The 23,130-nt window shown below is 70.5% G+C and carries 16 protein-coding genes; 9 read left to right on the top strand and 7 right to left on the bottom strand.

The genetic code is table 11. The features are described from left to right. The 7 genes from RM609_RS10325 to RM609_RS10295 all read right to left on the bottom strand — a co-directional run bounded on the left by RM609_RS10325 (position 1) and on the right by RM609_RS10295 (position 6,713). Positions 1 to 1,173 (bottom strand): hypothetical protein, encoded by a 1,173-nt coding sequence (locus RM609_RS10325; RefSeq protein ID WP_311609805.1) that lies wholly within the window; start codon positions 1,171 to 1,173, stop codon positions 1 to 3. Between the two features lies 1 nt (position 1,174). Then, entirely contained in the window at positions 1,175 to 2,032 is an 858-nt protein-coding gene (locus tag RM609_RS10320) for an SAM-dependent methyltransferase (protein ID WP_311609803.1), read from the bottom strand. Next, complete coding sequence (locus RM609_RS10315; protein WP_311609801.1) at positions 2,029 to 3,744, bottom strand: GH3 auxin-responsive promoter family protein; 1,716 nt, start codon at positions 3,742 to 3,744, stop codon at positions 2,029 to 2,031. Before RM609_RS10315 ends, RM609_RS10320 begins: the two co-directional genes overlap by 4 nt. After that, complete coding sequence (locus RM609_RS10310; RefSeq protein WP_311609799.1) at positions 3,731 to 4,270, bottom strand: hypothetical protein; 540 nt, start codon at positions 4,268 to 4,270, stop codon at positions 3,731 to 3,733. Before RM609_RS10310 ends, RM609_RS10315 begins: the two co-directional genes overlap by 14 nt. A 137-nt stretch (positions 4,271 to 4,407) precedes the next feature. Then, positions 4,408 to 4,677 carry a hypothetical protein gene (locus RM609_RS10305; RefSeq protein ID WP_311609797.1) on the bottom strand — a complete coding sequence of 90 codons (270 nt, stop codon included), beginning with the start codon at positions 4,675 to 4,677 and terminating at the stop codon, positions 4,408 to 4,410. 214 nt (positions 4,678 to 4,891) lie between these two features. Beyond that, positions 4,892 to 5,932 (bottom strand): vWA domain-containing protein, encoded by a 1,041-nt coding sequence (locus RM609_RS10300; protein ID WP_311609794.1) that lies wholly within the window; start codon positions 5,930 to 5,932, stop codon positions 4,892 to 4,894. A 250-nt stretch (positions 5,933 to 6,182) separates the two neighbouring features. Next, positions 6,183 to 6,713 carry a hypothetical protein gene (locus tag RM609_RS10295; protein ID WP_311609792.1) on the bottom strand — a complete coding sequence of 177 codons (531 nt, stop codon included), beginning with the start codon at positions 6,711 to 6,713 and terminating at the stop codon, positions 6,183 to 6,185. Positions 6,714 to 7,506: 793 nt separating this feature from the next. On the opposite strand from RM609_RS10295, the gene RM609_RS10290 reads away from it, so the two are divergent. From RM609_RS10290 to RM609_RS10250, 9 genes are all read left to right on the top strand, one after another. Further along, a complete protein-coding gene (locus tag RM609_RS10290; protein WP_311609790.1) occupies positions 7,507 to 10,119 on the top strand; it encodes a DUF6603 domain-containing protein in 2,613 nt (870 codons plus the stop codon). 7 nt (positions 10,120 to 10,126) lie between these two features. After that, a complete protein-coding gene (locus RM609_RS10285) occupies positions 10,127 to 12,349 on the top strand; it encodes a hypothetical protein (protein ID WP_311609788.1) in 2,223 nt (740 codons plus the stop codon). Next, positions 12,346 to 15,804, top strand: coding sequence for a hypothetical protein (locus tag RM609_RS10280; RefSeq protein ID WP_311609786.1), 3,459 nt, complete (start codon positions 12,346 to 12,348; stop codon positions 15,802 to 15,804). Before RM609_RS10285 ends, RM609_RS10280 begins: the two co-directional genes overlap by 4 nt. 29 nt (positions 15,805 to 15,833) lie before the next feature. After that, a complete protein-coding gene (locus tag RM609_RS10275; protein ID WP_311609784.1) occupies positions 15,834 to 16,802 on the top strand; it encodes a hypothetical protein in 969 nt (322 codons plus the stop codon). Continuing rightward, complete coding sequence (locus RM609_RS10270; RefSeq protein WP_311609782.1) at positions 16,799 to 17,920, top strand: hypothetical protein; 1,122 nt, start codon at positions 16,799 to 16,801, stop codon at positions 17,918 to 17,920. Before RM609_RS10275 ends, RM609_RS10270 begins: the two co-directional genes overlap by 4 nt. Before the next feature lie 156 nt (positions 17,921 to 18,076). Then, positions 18,077 to 19,033, top strand: a complete 957-nt coding sequence (locus tag RM609_RS10265; RefSeq protein ID WP_311609780.1) for a ComEC/Rec2 family competence protein — start codon at positions 18,077 to 18,079, stop codon at positions 19,031 to 19,033. A gap of 84 nt (positions 19,034 to 19,117) precedes the next feature. After that, entirely contained in the window at positions 19,118 to 20,068 is a 951-nt protein-coding gene (locus RM609_RS10260) for a hypothetical protein (RefSeq protein ID WP_311609778.1), read from the top strand. A gap of 47 nt (positions 20,069 to 20,115) precedes the next feature. After that, complete coding sequence (locus RM609_RS10255) at positions 20,116 to 21,846, top strand: hypothetical protein (protein ID WP_311609775.1); 1,731 nt, start codon at positions 20,116 to 20,118, stop codon at positions 21,844 to 21,846. Positions 21,847 to 21,987: 141 nt separating this feature from the next. Continuing rightward, the gene (locus RM609_RS10250; protein ID WP_311609773.1) at positions 21,988 to 23,121 is read left to right on the top strand and encodes a M91 family zinc metallopeptidase; all 1,134 of its coding nucleotides are present in this window, start codon (positions 21,988 to 21,990) and stop codon (positions 23,119 to 23,121) included. The last annotated feature ends 9 nt before the right edge of the window (positions 23,122 to 23,130 follow it).

Here is a 23,130-nt window from a genome sequence, read left to right as displayed (position 1 = left end):
TCACAGGAACACCCCCGAGAGCAGGTCGAGGCCGGGTGCCGGGCGTCGGGTGCCCATCAGGCTCGACGTCAGCCGGTAGGGGTTGACGTGGAGGTGATCACCGCGGTGACGCGCCAGCCGCTCGGTGAGGGCCTCGTCCACGGCCGGGCCCGCGGAGTCGATCAATCGCTCGGCCCGGACCAGGCACTGCCGGAGCAGGTCGGCGCGGAAGGACTGCTGCTGCCCCGGGCCGAGCACGGCGATGAAGTACAGCCGCATGCCCAGCCGAACGGCGGCATCGCTGTGGTCGGCGCGCGCACGGTCCAGGAGCGCCCGGGCGTGCGTGTCGTGCCAGCCGCCGTGGCGGGCCGAGCGGATCCGGCCGTCGATGGGGACCCGCCCGATGGGCACGCGGCGGACGCTCGGCCCCAGGGCGGTCAGGACGCGCGCCAGCTGTTGGTAGTCGGAGTCGAGTTCGGTGTCGTAGAGCAGCACTACTTCATCGAAGTCGGCTGCCATCGGCATGAGTTCGCGCAGGGCGCAGGCGAGGTAGTTGGGACGTCCGTCGGCGGTCACCAGTTGCCGCAGCGGCAGACCGAAGCGTGTGAGGTCGAGGTGGACGGGACCGCCGAGCGCGCGCTGGTCCAGGCACATCCCCAGGGCGTCGAGCCGGTCGAGGGCCGTCTCGAGGTCGTACCGGGGCGGCTGATGGCGTAACAGCCCCGGGTCGTGGAGGCCGAGCTGTGCGTACTGTGCGGTCCACAGCCGCAGGACTCGTTCACCTGCGGGGTGCACCCATCCCTCCTCCACGGCGGCCGCGTAGTGCCGCAGGTCCTCGGCCGGTGCGCGGCCCTCCTCGGCGCGGAAGGCGACATAGAGCCGGCCGATGTCCTCCTCGGTGGCGTCGTCGTAGCCGATGTCGCCCTGTGTCCGGTCGAGGAACTCCCAGAAGGCCAGGGTCTGTTCGCAGAGATGATAGGTGGTGTGACTACTGCGGTAGGTGACCTCGGCCAGTTGCCGGGTGGCCCGGAACATCACATCCGTCCACAGCAGCCCCTTGAGGTGGCTGGGGGTCAGCGGTTTGGAAGGGGTGATGGTGACAGGTGCCAGGAGGACCCGGGGCCGGCCGGCGGTCCCGCCGGCTTCCGGCGCCCCGGCCTCCGGCGCATGGGTCGCCATGGGGGAGACGCGCATGTCAGCGTTTCCGGCCGTGGACGAAGAACACCCGGCTGACCCCGGGCTCCGACCGTGGGGTCACCGGGTCGGGCCAGCGCCCGAAACCGGCTCCCTCCTCGCCCGGCTGCACCGCCCGCGCCTCGTAGCCATGGCGTGCGAAGAGGGCCTCGGGCTCGTCCGTGCCGGAGATCCAGGGGCAGCCCCAGTCGGCGAAGACGTCGAGCAGGCCCTTCATATGGGGCTGGGTGAGGGAGGTTTCGTTGACGAGGTCGGCGGCGATGGTGCTGCCCGGCGCCGAGATCGCGGCGATGCGGCGCAGCACCCGGTCGACCTCGTCCTCGGGCAGGTAGTAGAGCAGCCCTTCGACCAGCCAGACCGAGGGGACGGCCGGGTCGTACCCGGCCTCCCGGAGATCCCGCTCCCAGTGGGGCGAGGTGAGGTCGACAGGGACCTCGCGCCGGTCGACCCGGGGCGTCTCGGTACCCAGCAGCCGCCTTTTGTGGTCGAGCACCGCCGGGCGGTCGAGCTCGAACCACCGGACGCGGTCGGGCCAGTCGAGGCGGTAGGCGCGCGAGTCCAGGCCGGCGGGAGCGAGCACGATCTGGGTGGTCCCCGGGTCGGCCGCGGCCCGCTGGAGGAGGTCGTCGAGGAACCGGGTGCGGATGGCGTTGTAGTCGGGGGTGCTCGGCAGCGTGCCGTCCTCGCCGGGCGTCACGGCCGCGGCGCGGACCTCGCCGAGCAGGGCCATGCCGATGTCGCCGCACAGGGTCGCGGCGTAGGGGTCCTCGTAGAGCCGGTCCTCCCGCCGGGTCTCCACGGCGCGCAGGGCCGCGGTGAGCAGTGCGGTGCGCTCGACGGGGTCGTGCAGTGCGGTCACGGCTCTCTTCTCCCTGTGGATTCGGTGTGTTCGGCGGGTTCGTTGGACGTGGATGCGCCTTCGGTCAGCCGGGCCCATTGCTCCGGGTCCTGCCGGAACAGCCGGTCCTTGACCTGGGTGGGCCGGGTGCCGGCGGCGACGGTCCGTTGCCAGTCGCGCAGGAAGGCATCCGCTTCGAGGCGCAGCAGTGACGGCGCCCCGAGCCGGTTCTCGTTCCGCGCCAGCCGGTAGCCGTCGGACTCGCGTCGCAGGGCGTCGTCGAGGCGAGCGATGAAGCGTTCGCCTTCCTCGTCGTTCCAGGGGGTGCGTGGGGCGACCGCGAACTCGTAGCGTGACCGGTCGACGCGGCAGGAAACGTTGTGCAGTTCGAGGCCGCCCGCGCGCAGGGCACTGTCGACGGCCCGGATGACCTGGGCGTCGCGCAGGCGCTCTCCCGCGTGGTCGGAGCGGGTGCTGCGGCCGGTGTACTCGAGGCGGGGCACTCCCTCGTCGAGGTCCACGACACGGACCACGTCGCCGACGGCGTAACGGTAGAGCCCGCCGACGTGGCTGAAGACGACGTGGTAGTCGCGGCCCGGTTCCAGCTCGTGCGGCCCCAGGCTCGCCGTGTCCGGGGCGAGGTCCTCGTCGGCGTCGGCGAACTCGTACACCGAGGCGGTGACGACCAGGCTGCCGGCGGAGGGGTGCCGGTCCAGTGCCACGCCGACGGGTCCCTCGGAGGCGGCCACGGGCGCGGGCAGCACGGTCACACCGGGACCGAACTGTTCGCGGAGCCTGGGCAGGTAGAGCCTGGCCAGGCCGGTGGTCCAGCAGAAGATGGCGCGCATCCGGGGCCAGATGTGCAACGGCCGTACGGTGCCGTGGCGCTCGGCGAGCCGCTCGAGCGCGGCCGCGCGCTCCGGGTCGGGCACGCTGTAGGGATGCCCGCCCAGGGTGCCGTCGCGGATCTCCTTGACGATCCGCGGCCACCACAGGTTCAGCTGGTACGGCAGGGCGGCGACCATGGCCGGGTTGATGCCGATCACACAGCGGACGTCGCTCTCCACGGCGAGGCGGAGCCGCAGATACATCTTCTCGAGATGCTCGCCCGCCTCGACGGGGACCGGCAAGGTCGCCCAGGGGGCGCCGGTGCCGGGTTCGGCGGAGAGCGGCTCGCCGAACTTCTCGCCGAAGTCCACTTGGCTCGCACCCACGTGGGGGCGGCCGGAGGTGGTGGTGGGCGGGGCCGTCAACGGGTCGTGCTTGAGGTTGAGAACGGCGCCGGGGTGCTGGAGGACGTCCGGGAAGTGCTCGATGAGCGGCGCCCACGCCGCGTAGTAGAAGGGGAAGAACGTCGTACGCATGAAACGCGGAGTGACCGGGATCTTCTTGTGGGCACCGGTACTACCGCTGCTGGTGAAGAACACGGCCGGCTGATCGGCCGTGAGGACACCGGTCTCGCCGGCCGCGGCGCGCTCGATCCAGGGCTCCAGGTCCGCGTACGTCTGCACCGGGACGGCTTTGCGGTAGTCGTCCAGGGTGCGGATGGCGCCGAAGCCGTGTCGTTTGCCGTATTCGGTACCGGAGTTGAACTCCAGGAGGTCGGTCAGGACACGGCGCTGGTGGCCATCGGGGTCGGCGAACGCTGCGCGCAGCCGACTGCGTTCGCCGAAGACTCGCTCTTGATAGCGGCGCAACCGGTCCGGGTCCGCCCAGGATTCAGCCAAGCTCATGAACAAGCACTCTCCGTATTAATTCGGCGGTGTGCGCGGGGTCGTTCTGCTCCTCGACGACGGTCACCGGCAGGTCCCGGATTTCGTCCCACATGGCCTTGGCGAGGTCCGTCTGGTATCGGTGGAACTCGTCCCGGCAGGGCTGCGGGCCGTAGTACTCCAGAGGGTTGAGGTCGGCGCCCTCACGACAGCGCTGCCAGGCCGTCTCGGGCGTCACGTCGAGGTAGATCACATGGCGCGGCCGGGGGAAGGAGCGCCACCAGGCGAGCATGGGGTTGTGGTCCGCCGCCCCGGCGAGCCGGCATTTGGCGAGGTACTTGTAGTAGTACGAGTCGACGACGGCAGGCACCCGGGCGTCGGACCGCAGCAGCTCGTCGCGGAGATGAACGACGGCCGTCTGCACGACGGTGGTGAGAAAATCCGCCGACCAGGCCTGCCCGTTGGGCACGACCTCCCGGACGAGCTCACGGCGCAGCCGGTTGAGCAAGGCATGCTCGGGGGCCAGCAGCGTTCCATCGACGGACAACGTTTGCCACTCCTGCGCTTCACGGCCCAATTCGGCCAGCACCGTGGACTTGCCGGCATAGTCGGGGCCCAGCACAACGCAGAACGGCGGATGTCCGGCGTCAGTACCGTGATGGGGCCCGGCAACGGTATCGGTCGTCATGACAGTCCCCACTCACTGTCCAGGAGGTCGAACACCTCGCCGGCCGAGGGCTCGTCGAAGTCGAACGCCTGGCCGCCGGACGCGGAGCCCGGGCGGACACCTGCGTCACCAGGTCGTTTCCGCCTGCCGTCGTAGCACGCCGCGCGGGGGTACAGATCAGCCCGTGGCAGGGCGTCCAGGGCATCTGCCGTGTGGACCACGGCCCGTCCCGGGTGACGAGCGATCGGCTCGCCGGTGACTCCAGCGGTCAACGCATGCCTGGACATCCGTTCCCCTTTCTCGACGGCGCCGAGAAGGAGGCGCCGACGCCTCGCCGGCGCTGGTGACGGGCCGCTCTCGGAACAGCCAGCGAAACACAATCGGTCTAAGGGATTTGCGAGACTTCCAGGCCCGGGCCGTATGGCCCCCGCAGTTCCGCCGCGGCGCCGCCACAGCGAACCCGGCTGGGGAACGACGCCGGACTGACGGCACCCCAGGGTGTCAGTTCATAAGGAGTAGCCGTGTGTTGGTCGCGAGCTTGCGGTTCACGCTGGTGCTCTGTACGAAGATCGTGAAGTCGTCGTTGTGGTCGGGCTTGACGCGGGCTTCCGTGTCGGGCAGGCCGAGCAGGGCTCGGGCCTCGGGCCCCGTGTACACCTGGTCCGACTTCTTCTCCAGCACCGCGATCTGCTTCCGTGCCTGGATCTTCTCCGGCTTGCTCAGCTGGTAGAACGCGCCACCGGTGCGGTAGGTGTGCCCGCATTCGATGACCCAGTCCCGGATGGCCGCGTCGCGAGTCACCGGGATCAGCTGGTACTCGGAGGGATTCACCGGGGTGAGGCCGGCCGCCTTGATGGTGTCCTTGTTGACCGCTTCCGCACCTGTGGAGAACACCGCTCGTGATCCCCGGATGCCCTGAGTGCGGCCCACCATGAATTTCTCGGTGGCCTCCTGGATGACCTGCCCGGCCTCCTCCAGACCTTGTGTGCTCGTGGCGTCCCAGATGGCGATGTTGTCCTTCGGGAAACCGAACCGCATGGCCTCGCGCTTGCCCATCTGGTCCGGCACAAGAACGGCCAGCGTCCAGTTGTCCTCCTGCGCCTGGATCATCCCCGCCACGGCCTCGACCAGTGCACGCGGATCCCCGGCAGGGGCATCCGGGCAGTGATGACTCGCGTTCTCCTGCCCGTCGGTGAGGACGAACGTCAGAAAGCTGTGGTCGCCGTACAGCTGAGCCGTCTGCGCCAGCTCCCGCTGTGACTTCAGCGCGGCCGCCAGCAGAGCCGTCATCCCGCCGACCCGGTACAGCTGCTTCAGCGACGGCATCCGCAGCACGTCCTTGTCGTAGATGACGCACTCCACCCTGTCGGCGAAGACGTACACCGTGACGCGGGTCTCCTGGTCCAGCTCCCTCGACCGACGGGCAAGATATGCGATCTGCTGGTCGGCGACTTCGACGACCTTGCGGCTCAGATGCGACATGGACGAACTGGCATCCAGCACAAGAGCGACGTGATTGATGTAGTTCTGGTTCCCGGACATGACAGCTCCCCCTCGTTCCCGACTCGATGCTCCTACCGTCTCACCCACCACTGACAATCCATCCGGGATCCCGGACGGAGCTCTCGCCCCGAGCCCGTGCTCGGGGAGGAGGGGGGAGGGGGAGTAGTCGGCGATCTCGGTCACTGCCCCGGTCTAGGGCGGAAGCCGCATGATGAAAGCTTTCCAGCTCACCCGTTCAGCCTACGTGCCGGCACGGACACCAAACCTGTCGACTGAACCAGCCTCGTGGTCACACGACATGCTGTCGGCTGGTGGTCTGGGAGTCTTCGAAGTAGGAGTCGAGTGCTGTGTCCAGTTCCGTTGCCCACTGCTTGGGCAGGTTCCGGTTGGGTGCCTCGATGTAGGTGCGGTAGCTGCGGCGGCTGGTGGTGTACACGGTGACAGCGAGCCGGCGGCCGAACCGAGGGGTGCTTGTTTCCACCGCGCCGATCTCCGGCCAGTCGAACTCGGCCGTCTCGCTGTCCAGCCGGAGCGTGATGCCGGTGCCGTCTATGGTGATCGAGCCGCGTTGGTCGGATACCTCGAAGACCGGGCCGTCGGCCACCGGCCGGCGTTCGCTGTCGGCGACAGTCGCCTCGGTTTTCGTTTCCGCTTCCGCCGCCGGTTCTGACGCGGCGCCGGCATCCGGTACGGCGTCCGCTGGTGCCGCCGGACGCTCCTGCGCCTTGGTAGGGCGTGGCGGGGTCAGACCGGGGACGAACGCCGGATCGGTTCCGGCGGCGTGCACGGGCGGGTTGTTCTTGCCTTTGAGGTGCTCCACGGCGGGCAGTATGGCCGATGAAGCTGTGCAAGCGGTAGCCGGTCCCGGCCGGCTGCCTTCAGCAGGCCGTTCCGGTCCTGGCGCCGACGAACGGCAGCAGACCCTCTGGGGCCGGTGGTGTGATCGTCAGGGCTTGCGTTGTCCAGGTGCTCGGCGAACAGGGCATCCACCGCGGGGATCGCGAGGTCACTGCCCGGTAGGACGAAATTTTCGTTCTGGAGTCGATGACGCGATGCTGTCAACTTTTTGGGTTGGTAGGCGGATTGGGTCAAGTGGGCGCAACACCCTCCAGCGCTCTTGGGTCCGCGGTAGTGAAGTCATGAAGATTTCGGCGACATCGCGGTGGCGGTCGTGCGAGCCGCCGCACCGGTTCCGGGGCGAGGCCGATAAGGGAATGTGAAACACACCACACGCCGTCAGTTGGCTTGCGGATCAGGCGTTCGCATAGATTTAAGGTGTTGCGTCATCGCCTGCTTTGCGTGTAGTCGGTCGCCGATAATTCAGTCAACTATTGAACAAAGTGATTCGGTTGATCCTTAAACGCAATTGAGAGTTCACCACTCGGCTGTCGACTCGCATCGCTCGACCAGGACGCCCGGCTCCCGCCCGCCAGGCGGGTACCGTGAGCCGATGAGGCAGATCGATCCCACCGGGACCGAACACACCGAGAAAATCGGCCTGATGTCGCACGGCTCCAGCCCCGAGACAAGAAACCTGCTGGGTTTCCTGAACGCGAAGTAATCTTTCTTTCGACTCCCCTCCGTTTTCCCGTTCCCGGCCCGGAAGGTGCCTCTTGTTCGCCCTGCTCGTCGATGCGCGACTCGCCGCCAAACTCAGCGACCTGCCCCTGGTCGGCGACCGTATATCCCCTGACCACGACCTCGGCATCACCGGTGTGAAAGCCGTCATCGCCTCCGACGCCCTCACCGTCGATCAGGTGAAAGCGCTCAACGAACAGATATCCCGCCTGGACGGCGACCATCCGAGGTTTCCCGAGGAGACCCGCGGGCGCGCTCTGGTGGCCCTGGACTACGAGTGGGGAGGCGAAAAGCGCACCCCTCTGATGTTCCGCCTCGTCGGCGCGAAGCCCGCCAAGGACCACGAGAACGAAGCCCCCGCCCCGAAGCCGCTCAACGCCACGCCGGTTCCAAGGACATGGGCGGCGCCAGCCGCGACGGACATCCAGGCAGCGGCGACTCCACCGGCCGCACCCGACGACACGGCGGCTCCGGCCGCCGCGTGGGTCACCCTCGACCGCTCTTTCGGCCCGCTGTACTTGCGACGCCTGGGTGCGAGCTACCAGGACGAGAAGCTCTGGGTCCTCTGCGACGCCACGGTGCACGCCGGCCCCTTGGAGCTGGGCGTGGACGGACTGGGGCTGGGCATTGCCCTGGACGGCAAGGACTTCACGCCCTCCGGCCGGCTCGATGGGCTGAGCCTGTCCTTCCGTAAGCCGCCGCTGGAGATATCCGGCGCGTTCGTGAACAAGCCGGTCACCGCCGACTCGCCCTACGACCGGCTGATCGAGGGCAGCGCCCTGATCAAGACCCCGAGCGCCAGCTTCGGGGCGATCGGCGCCTACGAGCACCTCAAGAGCGGCACCCAGTCGATGTTCCTGTACGCGGAGTTGGGGGCCGCGTTCGGAGGACCTCCCGCCTTCAGGGTCACCGCGGTGAAGGCCGGCTTCGGCTACAACAGCAGCCTCCGCGTGCCCACCATCGACCAGGTCGCCGGATTCCCCCTGCTGCGCGGGATCGCCGACGCGGGCCAGGACACGCCGCCCGAGCCCCTGGACGTGCTCAAGGAGCTGACCGAGGGGACCGGCGACGCTCCCGCCTGGGTCACCCCGCGCGAGGGCAACATCTGGCTGGCCCTCGGCCTGAACGCCGACATCTTCGAGGTCGTCCACTGCAAGGCCCTGGCGTTCGCCGAGTTCGGCCCGGACGACCTGGTGGTGGGCCTGCTCGGCTCGGCCAAGGCCCAGTTCCCCGACCCGGCGAAGGGGCTGGGCGAGCCCTACGCCAGTGTCGAACTGGACATCTCCGCGGTCTACCGGCGCTCCGCCGACATGCTCGCCGTCGACGCCCGCCTCGCCCCGGACAGCTTCCTGCTCGACCGGTCCGTACACCTGACCGGCGGTGCGGCGCTGCGGCTGTGGTTCGGCGGCAGCGACCACCCCGGCGACTTCGTCTTCACCATCGGCGGCTACCACCCGCGCTACACCCCGCCCGCCCACTACCCGCGGGCGGACCCGGTCGGCGTCGACTGGACCTCCGGCTCCGAGCTGACGGTGAAGGGCACCAGCTACTTCGCGCTGACCCCCTCCGCCGTCATGGCCGGCGGCCGCCTGGACCTGCGCTACGACGGCTCGTGGGCCAAGGCCCGGGTCGACGTCGGCTTCGACGCCCTGGTCGAGTGGGCGCCGTTCCACTACGAGGTGGACGTGTGGGCGGAGGTCACCGCCCAGGTGTGGCTGCTGTTCGGCTGGAGCGGCGAGGCGTCGCTGGGCGCGCGGCTGTCGGTGTGGGGCCCGTCGTTCGGCGGCACCGCACATGTGAAGGTGCTCGGCATCTCCATCCCGATCGACTTCGGCGAGCCCAAGGCCGGGCCCGCGCCCATCGGCTGGGAGCAGTTCCGTACGCTGCTGCCGCAGCACCCGCTGACGCTCGCCCCCGTCGACGGACTCCACCCCGACCACGCCGCGCAGGCACCGCAGGGCGGTTCGGACGCGTGGACGGCCTCCGCCGACGGTTTCGCCTTCACCGTCGGCAGCGCGTTCCCCGCCTCCGCGCTGAAGGTCAACGGCGTGGACGAGGCAGGGGGCAAGACGGGGGACAAGACGGGGGACAGCCCCGCCAAGATCGGCATCCGTCCGATGGGCAAGTCCGGCCTCGACGTCACACTCTCGGTCACGGTCGAGGAGGAGACCGAGGACGGCCGCTGGCGGCAACTGCCCGCCGAGCACTGGCAGGACTGGGACGTCAGCGTCCACAGCACGCCGCAGCCGGCCGCGCTGTGGGGCGCCGGTGAGGCCGATGACGCACTCAGCAGCGCGGACCCCTTCGTCCACGGTCTGGTCAGCGGGGCACGCATCGCCGTACCGGCCCCGCGCCTGCCCGAAGCGGCCGCGTCCAGCCGGAGCGGCCGCCTCGACCACGCCCCGCTGCCCGAAGGGATCCTGCCGCTCGACCCGGACGCGGCCCCCGCCGGGGTCCACGGGGAGCGGGAGGCGACCGCCGGGACCGGTGCGCTGCGGGTCGACACACCCGAGCAGACCGCGCTGCGAAAGGCCGCGCTCGCCGCCCTGGCCGCCGCCGGTTACCCGCTCGACGCCGCCCCGGAGCTCGACCGCTACGCCCGCGAAGCGGCCTTCTCCTCCCCGCCCCTGCGACTCGTCCACTCGTGAGGACCTCATGACCACGCCCCCGACCGAGCAGTCCGCACCGGCGGACGACACCCCCGTCACCTTCCACGACCACCTGCTGCCCGGCATCGAGGCCGGCCGCTACCGGATCACCGTCGACCAGCAGCTTCCCGCCGAGGACCTGCCGGGAGCCCGGCTCGACCCGGTGGCACAGATCGTCGACGTACGGGCCGCGCAGTTCCGTCTCGACCCCTCGTGGGTGCATGCCGTGTACCCGGCCGCGCACAGCCAGGGCCCCTTCCACGGCCTGCTCCCGCACATCACGCTCGACCCGGCGGCCCTGCCGTGGGAGCGCGAGCCCTTCACCGGCAATGTCCAGAACCGTGCCCGGGCCCCCTGGCTGGCGCTGCTGCTCTTCGGCGAGGGCGAACTGCCCGGCGACCCCAACGCCCTGGGCACCACCGCCTCGCTGACCGTACGCGCACTCCTCGACGGCGACGCCGCGGTCTCCGGGCCCGCCCTGGACCGGGACGCCGTCGACCCCGCCCTGCTCGACACCCCCTGCCAGGTCGTCGACGTACCGCGGGATCTGCTGGCACAACTGCTCCCCGGGCCGTCCGACCTCGCCCTCCTCGCCCACGTCCGTTCGGGCGGAGAGGACGCCGCGCCCACGGACGGCCAGGGCGGCCGGCCGGGCAAGGACGCGCACGCGGTCATCACCACCGCCCGCTTCCCCGCCGCGGCCCAGGGCCGGTACGTGGCCCACCTGGTCTCGCTGGAGGGCCACACACCGCCCGGGCAGCAGGCCGACGGCAAGCCCGTGCGCCTGGTGTCCCTGCACAGCTGGACGTTCACCTCCTGCGCCGAATCCGGCGACAGCTTCGGCCGGTTGGCAGGCCGCTTCACTCCGGGCAACGGCGAGCACAGCGCCGCCCCGCTGCGCCCGGCCTCCGCCGCGGACACCGGGCTGCCGGAGGAACTGGGCACCCTGCTGGAGCAGGGCATGGTCCCGATGACCCACATCACCGAGACCGGCGAACGCGCCCTCGCGTGGTACAGCGGCCCGTTCCTCCCCCGCGTAGCACCCGAGCTGCCCCGGCCGGCGGACGGCCACTTCCCCGACGCCGACGGCCTGCTGCTCCACGAGCCGCACACCGGCACCTTCGCCACCGGCTACGCCTGCGCCTGGAACGTGGGCCGCGCCCTGGCCCTGGCCGACCCCGGCTTCGCGACGACCCTGGTCCGCCTGCGCCACCAGGGCCGGCTGCGCCGGGCCACCGACCGCCAGTACGCGACGTACCGCCGGCAGCTCTTCCACAGCGCACCGTCCGCCGGCCCGGTCGCCCGCAAGGCCGCTCGTGCGGCCGCGCCGACGCCGCGCGAGCAGCCGACGCCGCGCGAGCAGTTCGAGGAGCTGCTGCGCGGCGACGCTCTCGGCGCGCTGGCCGCGACCTTCGGCATCCCCGAGGACGACGAGCCGCGCCCCCGGACCGTACGCGCCGCTCCCACCGCGGCCCGCCTCGACGCGCCGAAGCGCTCCTCCGTCCCGCAGCAGCCGTCGTCGGACGCGCGGGAGACGGCGGCGTGGCTGGCCAAGTTGCGCACGCTCAGCGGAGTGCCGTTCGACTGCCTCGTACCGGACCAGCGGATGCTCCCGCCCGAGAGCCTGCGCCTGTTCCACGTCGACCGCGGCTGGCTCCACGCCCTGCTCGACGGCGCGCGCAGCCTCGACCGGCACATCGGCGCCGACGCCACGACCGACGCCGAACTGGACGATCTGCTCGACGGCCGGGGACCCGTGCCTGCCGCCGGTCTGCTGCTGCGCTCGGCCCTCGTCCCGGGCTGGCCGACCCTGCGCGTCGAGGCCCGTGCCGCCGCCGGGACCGCCCCGGTCGAGGTGATCCGCAGCGAGGCCCTGGGTGCCGACGTCCTGCTGATGCTCTTCGACCGGATGCCCGACCGTCTGACGATCAGCGAACCGCGCCAGGGGCTGCACTTCGGCCTGGACGACCAGGGGAACGTGGCCCTGCGCAGCCTGGCCCCCGGCGAGGTCGGCCGGCCACTGGGACGCTGGGTGCCCGTCGGCGCCGACCCGGCCCTGACCGTCACCACCCCGGCCGGGGCACGGGTGCTGGACGTCGGCAGGCTCGCGGCCCGCCTCGCCGAGGACGTCAAGCCCGGATCCCCGCCGCTCTCGCCCGCCGAGTTCGCCGTGCAGCTGGTGCGCGCCCCCGAGCAGCTGACCCTCTCCTTCGAAGGAACCACCCGATGAACACCGACCTCCTGGTCCCCGTAAGGCTCCGGGCCCTGGTCGTCAACGACCAGGTGCGCGGCCGGGACTCCTTCCTCCGCTGGACGCCCAACTACCACCTGCTCGGCGTCCACCGGTCCCCGGAGCCGTCGCCCTACGCGAGCACGGAGTCCTCCCTGGAAGCGGGCGTGTACCTGCACTGGGAGCTTCCGGCGGCACTGCGCCGGGCGACCACGCCCGGCGGCGAGGTCACACTCCCGCCCGCACCCAACCGCTGGCTGGTCGTCCGGCACGCCTACACGGCCGAGGGGGAGTACGCCACCGCCGCGTGGGTCGTCGAGAGCGACTTCCTCGACAAGCGCACGGGCACCGTCCCCTACCTGCGCCCCGGCCGGGGCCACGTCACCCCGACCCGGATCGGGCGCCACACCGAGGCCGCGCGGTGGACGGAGTCCGCGGCGGAGCAGCCCACCTTCCTGACCGCGACCGGCCCGGGGACCCTGACGTTCGCCGCGTTCCAGCCGCACTGCCAGGACGTCTTCTCCTTCCACGACCCCCTGGCACAGTTGCCCCACCAGTTCGACCGCCTGGGCTACCAGGTCATCGGGTGGCACGCGACGGGCTCCGACGACCCGCTCGCCGACCCGCGGGTACGCGAGGCTCTGGAAGGCTCCCTGGGCTGGCAGGTGGACGGCACCCCGCCCCCGGGGGCCCGTACCGTCTACACCGGCCGCGTCCACAGCGTGTCGCCCCACTACGACCCCTCCGGCGAGCAGCGGCCCGACCCGACGGTGGCCGTCGCCGACAGCGCACGCTCCGCGCTCACCGCCCTGTCCGCCGGCAAGGCGGCCACCGACCCGTCCCTCACCCTCGCGCCCGCACTTCTCGACCAGCTCCAGAGCAACACCCTCGCCCGGGCGGACGAGCCGGACAACACCCACCACCTCGCCGACATCCTGCTCGGCGCCGGCTTCGGCGAGGGCACCGCCTCGTACGCCTGGCACGCGGTGCCGCCCAGCACCGCGGACGAAGCCGCCTCCCCGGAGGACGAGCGCCGCGCCCGGACCGTCGAGGCCGCCCTGAACGCCGCGCAGCACGCCTACGACCGGGCGGACCGCGAGCTGGCCGGGCTGCGCCGGAGGCTGTACGGCATGTGGCGCCTCCAGGGCCTGCCCGTACTGCCGCGCGGCTACCACCACCAGCAGCTGACGCAGGAGCTCGACCCCGCGCGCGAGGGCAGCCTCGCGGCCCGCGTACGCGCCGAACGGCAGGAGGCCGACCGCCTCCGGGCCGCACTCCCCGACGGGGACACACCCGCACAACTGACGGAATCGGTCCGCCAGTACGCCCAGGCACACGGGCTGCCCACCGGCTGGGACCTCAAGCGCGTCGCCCCGGCCCTCTTCCACCGTGCCCTGGACCCCGCCGTCGTCCTCCAGGGCGCCGGCTCCATGCCCGTCTCGGACGACACCACGCTGCGCTGCCGGTTCGGCGACCAGACCGTGACCGCCGTACAACTCGCCGACGATTCTGCCGAGTTCACCGCCGACCGGGCCGATCTCGCGTGCAACACCCTCGACCTCGGCACCGGCGAGCACTCCACCATGCCGGGCTCCACCCGCGCCCTGCTGCGCGAGGCGTTCCTCCTCGACCCGCACAGCCCGGCCGTCCAGCCGCGTCCGACGGACAGCCGACCGGACACGGCGCCGGCGGCGACTCCGCGCACCGGCACCACCCCGGCCTTCGGCAACGATCCCTGGGCACAGCCATGGCACCCCCTCCACCTGCTCTGGGAGATCGAGTACCACCCCCTCCCGCACGACCAGTGGCAGTTCGACGGCGACCGCTACTCCTGCCCGCAGCCCCGTCCCGAGGCCGCCCGCACCTACACCGGCCGGACGCTGCTCAGCGACCACCTGCCGCGGAGCCTGGCCGGCCAGCTCCGGCAGTACGCACCCGACGACCCCGAACTCGCCCCGCACTGCGACGCGTTGGCCGAGCGAGTGGTTCGCGGGGACGTGCTGTCCAGCTCGCTGGCGGGGCTGCGCGACATGCTCATCGGCCAGGACCCCGGCCAGGGCGTCCCCCCGCTGGGCGCGCCGCCGGAGCTGACGGAACTGATCGGCGACGCCTACCGCACCAGCCCCGACCCGGGCCCCCTGCCCGTGCCCTTCGAGGGCTGGCCGGACTCCGGCTTCCAGCAGCTGCGCGCAGGCCAGTTCCGCTTCCTCCGGCTGACCCTGGTGGACTCCTTCGGGCGCGCCCTGGACGTCATCACCCCGGCGGGCACCGGCGGGACGAGCGGCCTCCGGCACCCCGTGGTCGCCGACCGCCTGCGCCCGCAGCACGTCCCCGAGGCCCTGGACACGACCCCGGAGCACGTCATCCAGCTGCCGCCGCGCCTGCCGCAGGCCGCGCGCCTCGGGCTGGACCTCATGGACGCCGCCCGCGACACGCACCAGGCCACCCACCTGGACGACGGCAGCCCACTCGCCGGCTGGATCGTCCCCAACCTGGTCGACGGCTCGCTCACGGCATACGCGCCCGACGGCACCGCCCTCGGCCTGCTGCGCCGGGCGTACCGCATCGGCCGGACGTCCCGGGAAGCCGTGTGGACACCGCTGCCCGGCGCCGACCCCGCCGACCTCGACGCCCTGCGCACCGCCTTCCCTCACCTGCACGCGCTCATCACCTGGTTCCAGGGCGCCGGCGCGGACAGCAGCCCGCTGCCCGCCGCCATGAATCTCCTGGAGACCTCGCTGGTGGACATCGTGCCCACCGCGGGCACCGCCTCGGCCGCGCTCGCCGGGCGTCCACTGGCCCTCGTCCGCTGCCGCCTCCACCTGGACCTGGACGGACCGCCGCCCACCGACCCGGGCTGGCAGCACATCTTCGACCACGAGCCGCCGCGGCCGGAGTTCACCGGCTACTCCTGGCCGGTCCGCCTGGGCGAGCGACTGCGCATGGGCGACGGGCTGGTGGGCTACTTCGCCGACGCCGACCCCGACGTGCTGCGCACCGTGGTCCCACCGGACGACGCGCATCCGCGCATCGCCGCCATCGGCGACGGAACCCATCTGCGCGTCACGGCCGGAACACCCCAGCACCTGACCCTGCTCGTCGACCCGCACGCCCCCGTGCACGCCACGACCGGCCTGCTGCCCACCACGACACTGGAGATACCCCACCGTTTCACCGACGGACCGCTGACCCGCATGCGCAACGTCCTGCGCACCGGGCCACTGCTCACCCCGGCGGCCGCCCTTGCGGAGGGCACCGTGGCACTGCCGGTGCGCACCGTCGACGACCAGACGTGGACATGGGCGGAGCGTGCCGTCGACGGCACCTGGGCCCACTTCGCCACCTCGGCCGCGAGCACCACTCCGCGCTGGAACGACCGGGCCCCTGTACTCCGCTCCGGCCTGCTCACCTCCCGCGGCCCGCTCGCGCCGGCCGACGCCACCACGTCCGAGTGACCCCGCAAGAACCGAAGGAAAAAGCCACCATGAGCGCCAACAACGGCGGCACCAGCCGCCTGACCTACGGCCTGGCCACCGTTCCGGCTCCCCTGGCCACCGACCGGCCGGCCCACATCGACATCGTCGCGTCCAACTCGGGCACCGAAGCCGTCCTGTGCAAGCAGATCCTCGTCGAGATCCCCACCGGCGACCTCGCCCAGGACCTCGTGCCCGCGGGGCACCGCATCGTCCCCACCGTCGAACCGGCCGACCAGTGGACCGTCGACGAGATCGAGAGCGGCGTCCTCCTCACCCTGCCCCAGGACGAAATGGCGGCCTTCACCCCCGGCAACACGCCTCTCACCGTCCGCCCCACCAGCGGCGAGTCCGTCTCCCTCACCACCCACGGACTCCTCCTGCGCCTCAAGGATTTCAAGGCCAACAAGCTCGCGGGCACCGCCTTGCTGCGCATCCGGGAGACCGTGAGCGTCGACAACGGCCAGACGTGGGAGACCAACCAGCTCGTCCTCCCGCTCGCCAAGTACCCGCCGGCCGAAGCTCTCACGGCCGACGTGGTCGGCGACCTCGCCCTCCACGAGGCCGACACCAACGGCAATCCCATCTCCACCCCGGCCACTCTGCTCAAGTCGGGCCAGAAGGCCGTCCTCAGCTGGACCGCCCCGGCGGACGCCACCTGTGACGTCTACTACAACGGCAAGCACGCCGAGCCACTGCGTGACCGGGACAAGTGGCAGCTCTCCGTCACCGGCCTCACCCGCGACACCCACTTCCATGTCCAGGTGACGCTGAAGCGCTCCGGCGACACGATCACGCGCCACCTCTCGACGGCGGTCGCCGTCGAAGAGCCCGTCTTCGAGCAGCTGACCGTGACGGGCAACCTCACCGTCGGCAAGGACATGAACGTCACCGGCGCCGTCGAGGCGACCGGCGACATCACGACAGACGCGCAGTTCCTGGATCCCCAGGGCACGCCGTTGCGGGGGAAGCTGGCATGACCGGCAAAGTCACCATCGGCGGACGCCTCAAGGTCACGGGAAACATCACGGCGGACAGCCACCTGAGGATCCGCAACTCAGCGGCCGGCAGCCAGGACCTCTTCTACAACGGTACGGACGAGCGGACGTTCACCGTCCCCGACCACGTCACCATCCTCTCGCTGTACGTCCGGGGCGCCGGGGGCGAGCCCGCCGACGGGGTGAGCGGGGGCAAGGGTGCCTGTATCCAGGCCTTGCTCCACGTCACTCCTGGGGACGTCATCGGCGTCCGCATCGCTCGCGACGGCTCATCGGGGGCCTCGGCGCAGATCTCCCACGACGGCGCGCTGATCGTGGGGGCGGGCAGCGGTGGAGAGGCCGGTGCGGCAGGCAGCCGGGGTGACGCCGGGAAAGCCGGTGGCGACGGCGGCCAGGGCACGGCCGACGGCTTCGCACATGGCGGTTCCGGCGGTTCCGGCGGGAAGGAGGGCGGTGGTGGCGCCGGTGGAGACGCCGGACACATCACCTCCGCCGGCGGTCCCATCGCCAGCGGCCAGCCGGGCGGCCCGGGGTCGGGCGGAAGCGACGGCGACAGCGGCGAACGCGGCGGCAACGGCTGGGGGTGGCTCGCGTACAACCCCGGTCTCGGCGGAGAAGGAGGAGGCCGGGGAACGTCCTCCGGCGTCGGCAATGGCGGTACCGGGGACTCCGACGCCGGCAATGGAGGTGCCGGAAGCGGACAGCAGGGTGGTGCCGGGGGATCCGGATCATCGGGCTATGCCCCTGGCGGCTCTGGTGGCTCGGGGGGCGCCGGTGGCTCCGGGGGCCGGGGAGGCCGGTCCGGTGCCAACGGGACCGCGCAGGCCCGGGCAGCCGACGGAGACACGGGTCGGGCCGGTTTCGGTGGTGGCGGTGGCGGCGGCGGAAGCTGGGGTGGAGGCGCCGGGATTCTCGGGAACTCCGGAGGCGGTGCCGGTGGCGGTGGCGGCGGTGGTGCCGGCGGCCAGGGAGGCCACGGCGGCCAGGGCGGCGACAGCTACTTCGACGCGGGCAAGGCCACGCTCATCTCCGCCGACGTGAACAACACCGGCGTAGCGAAGGTCACCATCGAGTGGGGAAACCACGTGTTCCCCGCGTAAACCGGGCTGCCGGGCACGACGCAGCACACGCCGTGCCCGGCCCCCACCGTGCCCTCACCCCGCAGCTCCGCGCCCCGCGCACGGGCCTGCTCAACTCCTGCCGCTGCCCAAGAAACCCGGCCCCACCCCGACCGCGTGCCCCCGAAGGAGAACAACTTGAGCCCTCACCACGGGCCATTGACGGATGGAATTCCCGCTCGCAAGCCGGCCCAGATCGTGCTCACGGACACCAAGGACACGACCTGCGCTGTCATCACCTTCCCGGAAGCGGACGATCAGCGTGCCGGTGCACCGCCGACCGTGATGATCGACTGTGGGAATTCCCGCGGTGCGCAGGAGACCACCGAGAAGATGCGCGCCACCGTGCGGCGGGCCCTCGCCGGGCGCACGCGCATCGATCACGTATTCCTCACGCACCCTGACTCCTCCCATTGCAACGCCTTGCTCCCGGTGACCCGGGGGCTGGAGATCGGGCAGGTTTCCTGCGGCGGAGACCTGCGGCAATACGCCGGCCTCCAGGGAGGAGCGGAACTCCACCGGTGGCTGGTCGGCAACAATGCGCGGACCTTTCCCCCGTCCTTCCGGGGATTGAGCGCGCCGGTCATCTCTTTCGCCGGAATGCAGCTCTATGTGCTCGCGGCGAACTCCACCGGCAATACGGGATCATCCGATACGGACGCGAATGGCAGCGTCCTGCTGCTGGTCTACGGTTCGTTGCGCGTCGTCTTCCTCGGCGACGTGCCGGGCTCCGTCGCAGCCGGCCTTCAGGCGGAGGTGTTCCCGGCCGACGTCGCGGACGGGCCCACAGGCCATCCCCTCGCACCCCAGGGACAGCTGCTCGTGCTCGGTCACCCCTCGGCCGACGGCGCCTATGGGTGGCCCTGGGGCCCGGAGGGGAACCACCGATACACCCTCCTCCGGGAGCACACCCCGTCCGCCTCGGAGGACGGCCCGGCCACCGGACACGCCAGCGCCGCGATGCTGTTGGAGGGCCCGTCGGCGGAAAGGACGTCAGCCGCCGAGGTGGAGGACAAGGACCGGTTCACCTTCGCCTCCGTCGATTCATGGACCGCCGGCCCTCAGCCGTCGCCGCCGCTGGGCCTCTCCGGCTGACTGCCGGCAAAGAGCCGATTTCACCGGTCCGTTCCCGCTCCCCGAAGCGAACTTTTCCACCCTCTTCCCGAATCAGGATCACAGATGCCGAACGGCAGTCAGAAAAAGCTGCTCCCCATTTTTCCGTACGTGCCGAAGAGGGTGCCGGAATGGGTGTACCGGATCGACGACCGGGGCCCGGGAGAGATATTCAAGGGCGGGTTCACAGGCTGGGATACGTACTATGACATCCCGGGCCACCTCGCGGACTGGAAGACTTACAGCAAAAAGAGCGGATTCGTCAGCGTGGCGCGGGATGCCGACACCGCCATGAAGATGTTCGTCCGCTGGGAGCTCGGCCCTCTGCTGAAAACTATGAAGGAAACCGACCTCAATGCCGGACTGGCCGTCCAGGAGCTCGTAAAGAAAGGGTACGACAACGAGGCGGAGCTCTCCAGGCTGCGGAAGATAGCACGGGAGCTGGCCGACGACCGGGAGGGCACCCACTTGAAAAAGTGGCTGTACGTGATCAAGCCGACCAAGTACCTGGTCAGCATGGAAGGCAATGTGCTCGATCCCGAGCGACATGGCCATGCCGGACGCAGGGCCCGGACACTGGTGAAGGAAGCCACCGAGTGGGACGCGCCGTGGCACATCCCCCCGCAACGGATCCTTCAGGCGTACCAGGTGGACATCACTCTGCGCTTCACCTTCACCGAACGGCCCGACGGCCGCTTTCCGGTCAAGCAGCACGCGTGGTCCTCGGCAAAGGACTTCATCAAGCATCAGCCGGACCGGAGCAAAGGGTTTCCGGGATTCGACAGGGGGTTCCGATACAACCCGTTCGAAGACGAAGCGGCACGCTGGACAGGGCTCGTCGGCTATTGGACGAAACTCGACGAAGCGCCCTGGACCCCTGGATCCCCGAAGTTCACCGCTCCCCGAGGATGGCGCGGCGAAAAGGAGTTCTGGCCGGATCAGGGCCGGGCGAACCCCGGCCACCCGTTCGGCACTCCGGCAGAGGTGGCTCCGATCGTCCCCAAATGGGCCCGTTGACGGCCGCGCGCAGCGCGGAAAAGTATGCAGAAGCGAAAGGCGAAGTGGTGTCCCTGTCGATGGCGCAGGTCCGGACGATCCTCACCGACTCGAAGGGGGATTTGACGCTCACTCCACAGCAGTTGGGGCATGAGAACGCCCTGGAACTCTTCGACGACTATCTCTTCACGGACGCTCTGACCGTCCATGACCCTGAGGTGGACCTCGAAGCGCCGGCCGTCACCGGCCGCTTGACACTGGCTCGCCACGGCGCCGACCTGCCCTGCACCCTGCGGTTCCTCGGTGATGCCCGGGGAGCGGACGTGAGCGCTGTGGTACTGGACGTGCAACTGCCGGACTGGCGGTTCCGGCTGGGCGACCTCGACCTCGACCTGGGCTTCCTGAGCACCGCGTGGAAGACGGGACGGCTGCACGCCGTCCTCACCCTCGGACTGTCCGAGGACAGGGGCACGGCCGTCGCGCCCCGCTGCGTGGTCCGCCTGCCGGGAATCGGCGCGGACCCTCAGCAGTGGGAGTTCGACGTCGCCCCTTCCGGGGCGTCGACGGTCACCGCGTCGCTGGCTCCGGGCGAGGGACTGTCCTTGTCCGCCCTCGCCGATCTCGCTCGGTTGCCGTTCGGTTCGGGTGCCGATTTCGCCCTTCCGGCAGAGATACCCGTCGCCGCTCCTCGGATACGGAAGATCCAGGTTGTCGCCGATACCGGCCAAAAGCGGCTGTGCAGCGTCTGGTTGCGGGTGGGCCTGGCCGATCACATGGCAGTGATCCCGGGGACAGCGGAGCTCACCGCTGTCGAGGCGGAGTTCACTCTGACCTTCCCCGAGGGCGGCCCCGTGCGGACCCGGGCCGCTCTGCACGCCGGTATCGGCGTGCACGGCTACACCCTCGGCGGAACCATCACGGTTCCGGAACTGGAGATGGCGGCCGAGGCGGCCGGCCCCTTCCCGGACACCGGCACACCGGCCGAACTCGCTTCCGGGAGCGGTCTGGAAAGCCTTCCCGTCGCCCATGCCACGGTCAGGGCCAATCTGCGGGAGGGAATCTATGCCCTCGCGCTCGGCTATTCGGCACCCGCGGCATCCGGTCCGGACTTCGCCCTGGAGAACGCCTCCCTCGAAATAGCCGGCCACGGGAGCGGGGCTCCGGATGTACGGATCCTCGGCGAACTGGCCATCGGATCCGCCCGGGTCCGCGCCGTCGCCGCCCGTACGACGGACGGCCGGTGGGAACTGGCCGGCTCAGTGCGCCATGTGGACTTCGCTTCGGTCGCCGACTGGCTGTCGGAACACATGGGAGTAACAGCGCCGGAATTCCTGCGAGGCGTCGTCCTCGACGACCTGTCCGTGGCCCGGAGGGCCGATGGTTCCTTCGAGTTCTCCGCCGACAGCCTGTTCTCTCTCGGCAGCCGCAAGGCAGACCTCCTGATCAGCGCTGCCAGTGGCACGGGCCCGGGCACTGGGCACCTGGAGGCCACGCTGTCCATCGATCTGCCGGCGGCGGCCGAACCCATGGTTCTGGAGCTCCGGGCGCAGGCAGGAGGCCGTGTGCAGGCCTCCTGGCAGGGCGACGCCGCGGTATCCGTGGCAGATCTCGTCGAATGGCTCGGAGGAACAGTGGACGATTCCGTACGGAATCTCCTGCCCAAGGTCACCAGGCTCGACCTCATGGCGGGGGACGACGGTGTCGTCGTCGCCGCGGACGCCGGAACCGTGCGTGCCGTATTCGCCACGGCGCCGTCCGGAACGACGCCCGCCCCGCTCGCGGACACCCACCGCGGCTGACCGACCACCTCCTCGCTTTCGGAGCACCCAGTGACTCACCCCTCCACCCCCGGGACGCCCCCCGCGCGCATGCGGATCACGATGGGCACGCGGGGTTCCTGCCCGGCTGTCGAACTCCGCCCGGGAATCGCCGTCACTTCCATGGCCCGCGCAACCATGCTGTCGCACCCGGCAGATCCCCTCGACCAGGCGTTCCTGGACCATGTGGACGACCTCCTCACCCGGTTGGAAGCCGTTCCCTCCGGGAAGCGCTTGGTGGACTTCTTCGGGCAGGCCACTCCGCTACCCGGCCCCCACGGGTTCGGCGAATCCGCCTTCACCGCCCGGTACGAGTCGGGGAATTCCCCGGCGAGCATCTCGACGGTGATTCTGTCCCGAGGGACCAGATCCTCCGCGGATACCCGTGCCCTTACCGACGAGACACCCACCGCCCGCTCCGGTCTCGGCTACTTCTCGTACATCGAGTTCAATCCGCGTTTTGCCGTTGTGCAGGACAGGGTCATCCTGGCGCCCGAGATCGTCCTCGGCCATGAACTGATCCACGCCGCCCACATCGTCGCCGGATCAATGGAGAAGAACGAGGAGGAGCAGCCCTACCTGGCGGGACTCCTCAACGGCGCTCTCGCGTTCGACACCAGCCCGCTCGAAGAGATCGTTACCCACGGCAACCCCATCGCTTTGGAGTGGCTGTTCGGCACCACGACCGACACCGGAACGGGACAGAAGGCCCTGCGCAACACCCCCGGACAACTGCGGAGCATCGAGGTGATCGACCGCCATCTGGCCGGCACCCTCGACGCCGTCGAAGCCGCGCGAGCACAGCGCATACGCACACAGCGCATGGAGTTGTTCGACATCAGCGAACGCCGGCTGGCCGAGGAGCTCAACTTCGCTGCGCGCCCCACCTACGGTCCGTTGGCGAAAGAAGACCAAGCCGCAGGCATCTGGAAACAGGACTGGCGGCGACCCGAGGGGGACAACATGTTCAGAAATCCCATCCCCAACGCACCCAAGGACAAGGTCAAGAAGCTCCTCACCACGAAGTACTTCGATCGTTTCCCTTATGAGCCGGACGGCTTTCTCGCGGATCGTGGGACGGCCGAGCCCCACGTTCGGCAGGAACTCGACCCCGAGCACGCCGAACGGGCCAGGCGCATCATCGCGACCCACGGCGGCCTTGCCCCCGTGCTGGACTTCGCACGCCCGCAGCCGCCCGTGACCGACCCCGGCAACGGCCCCGCCGTCATCAGGATCAGTGAAGAGATCTATGTCTGACCTCGCCGT

Source organism: Streptomyces hesseae (assembly GCF_031845785.1).
In the GTDB taxonomy this organism is placed as follows: Bacteria; Actinomycetota; Actinomycetes; order Streptomycetales; family Streptomycetaceae; genus Streptomyces; species Streptomyces hesseae.
Note: the sequence above shows the minus strand (reverse complement) of the source record. Positions and strands in the feature narration are given on the sequence as shown.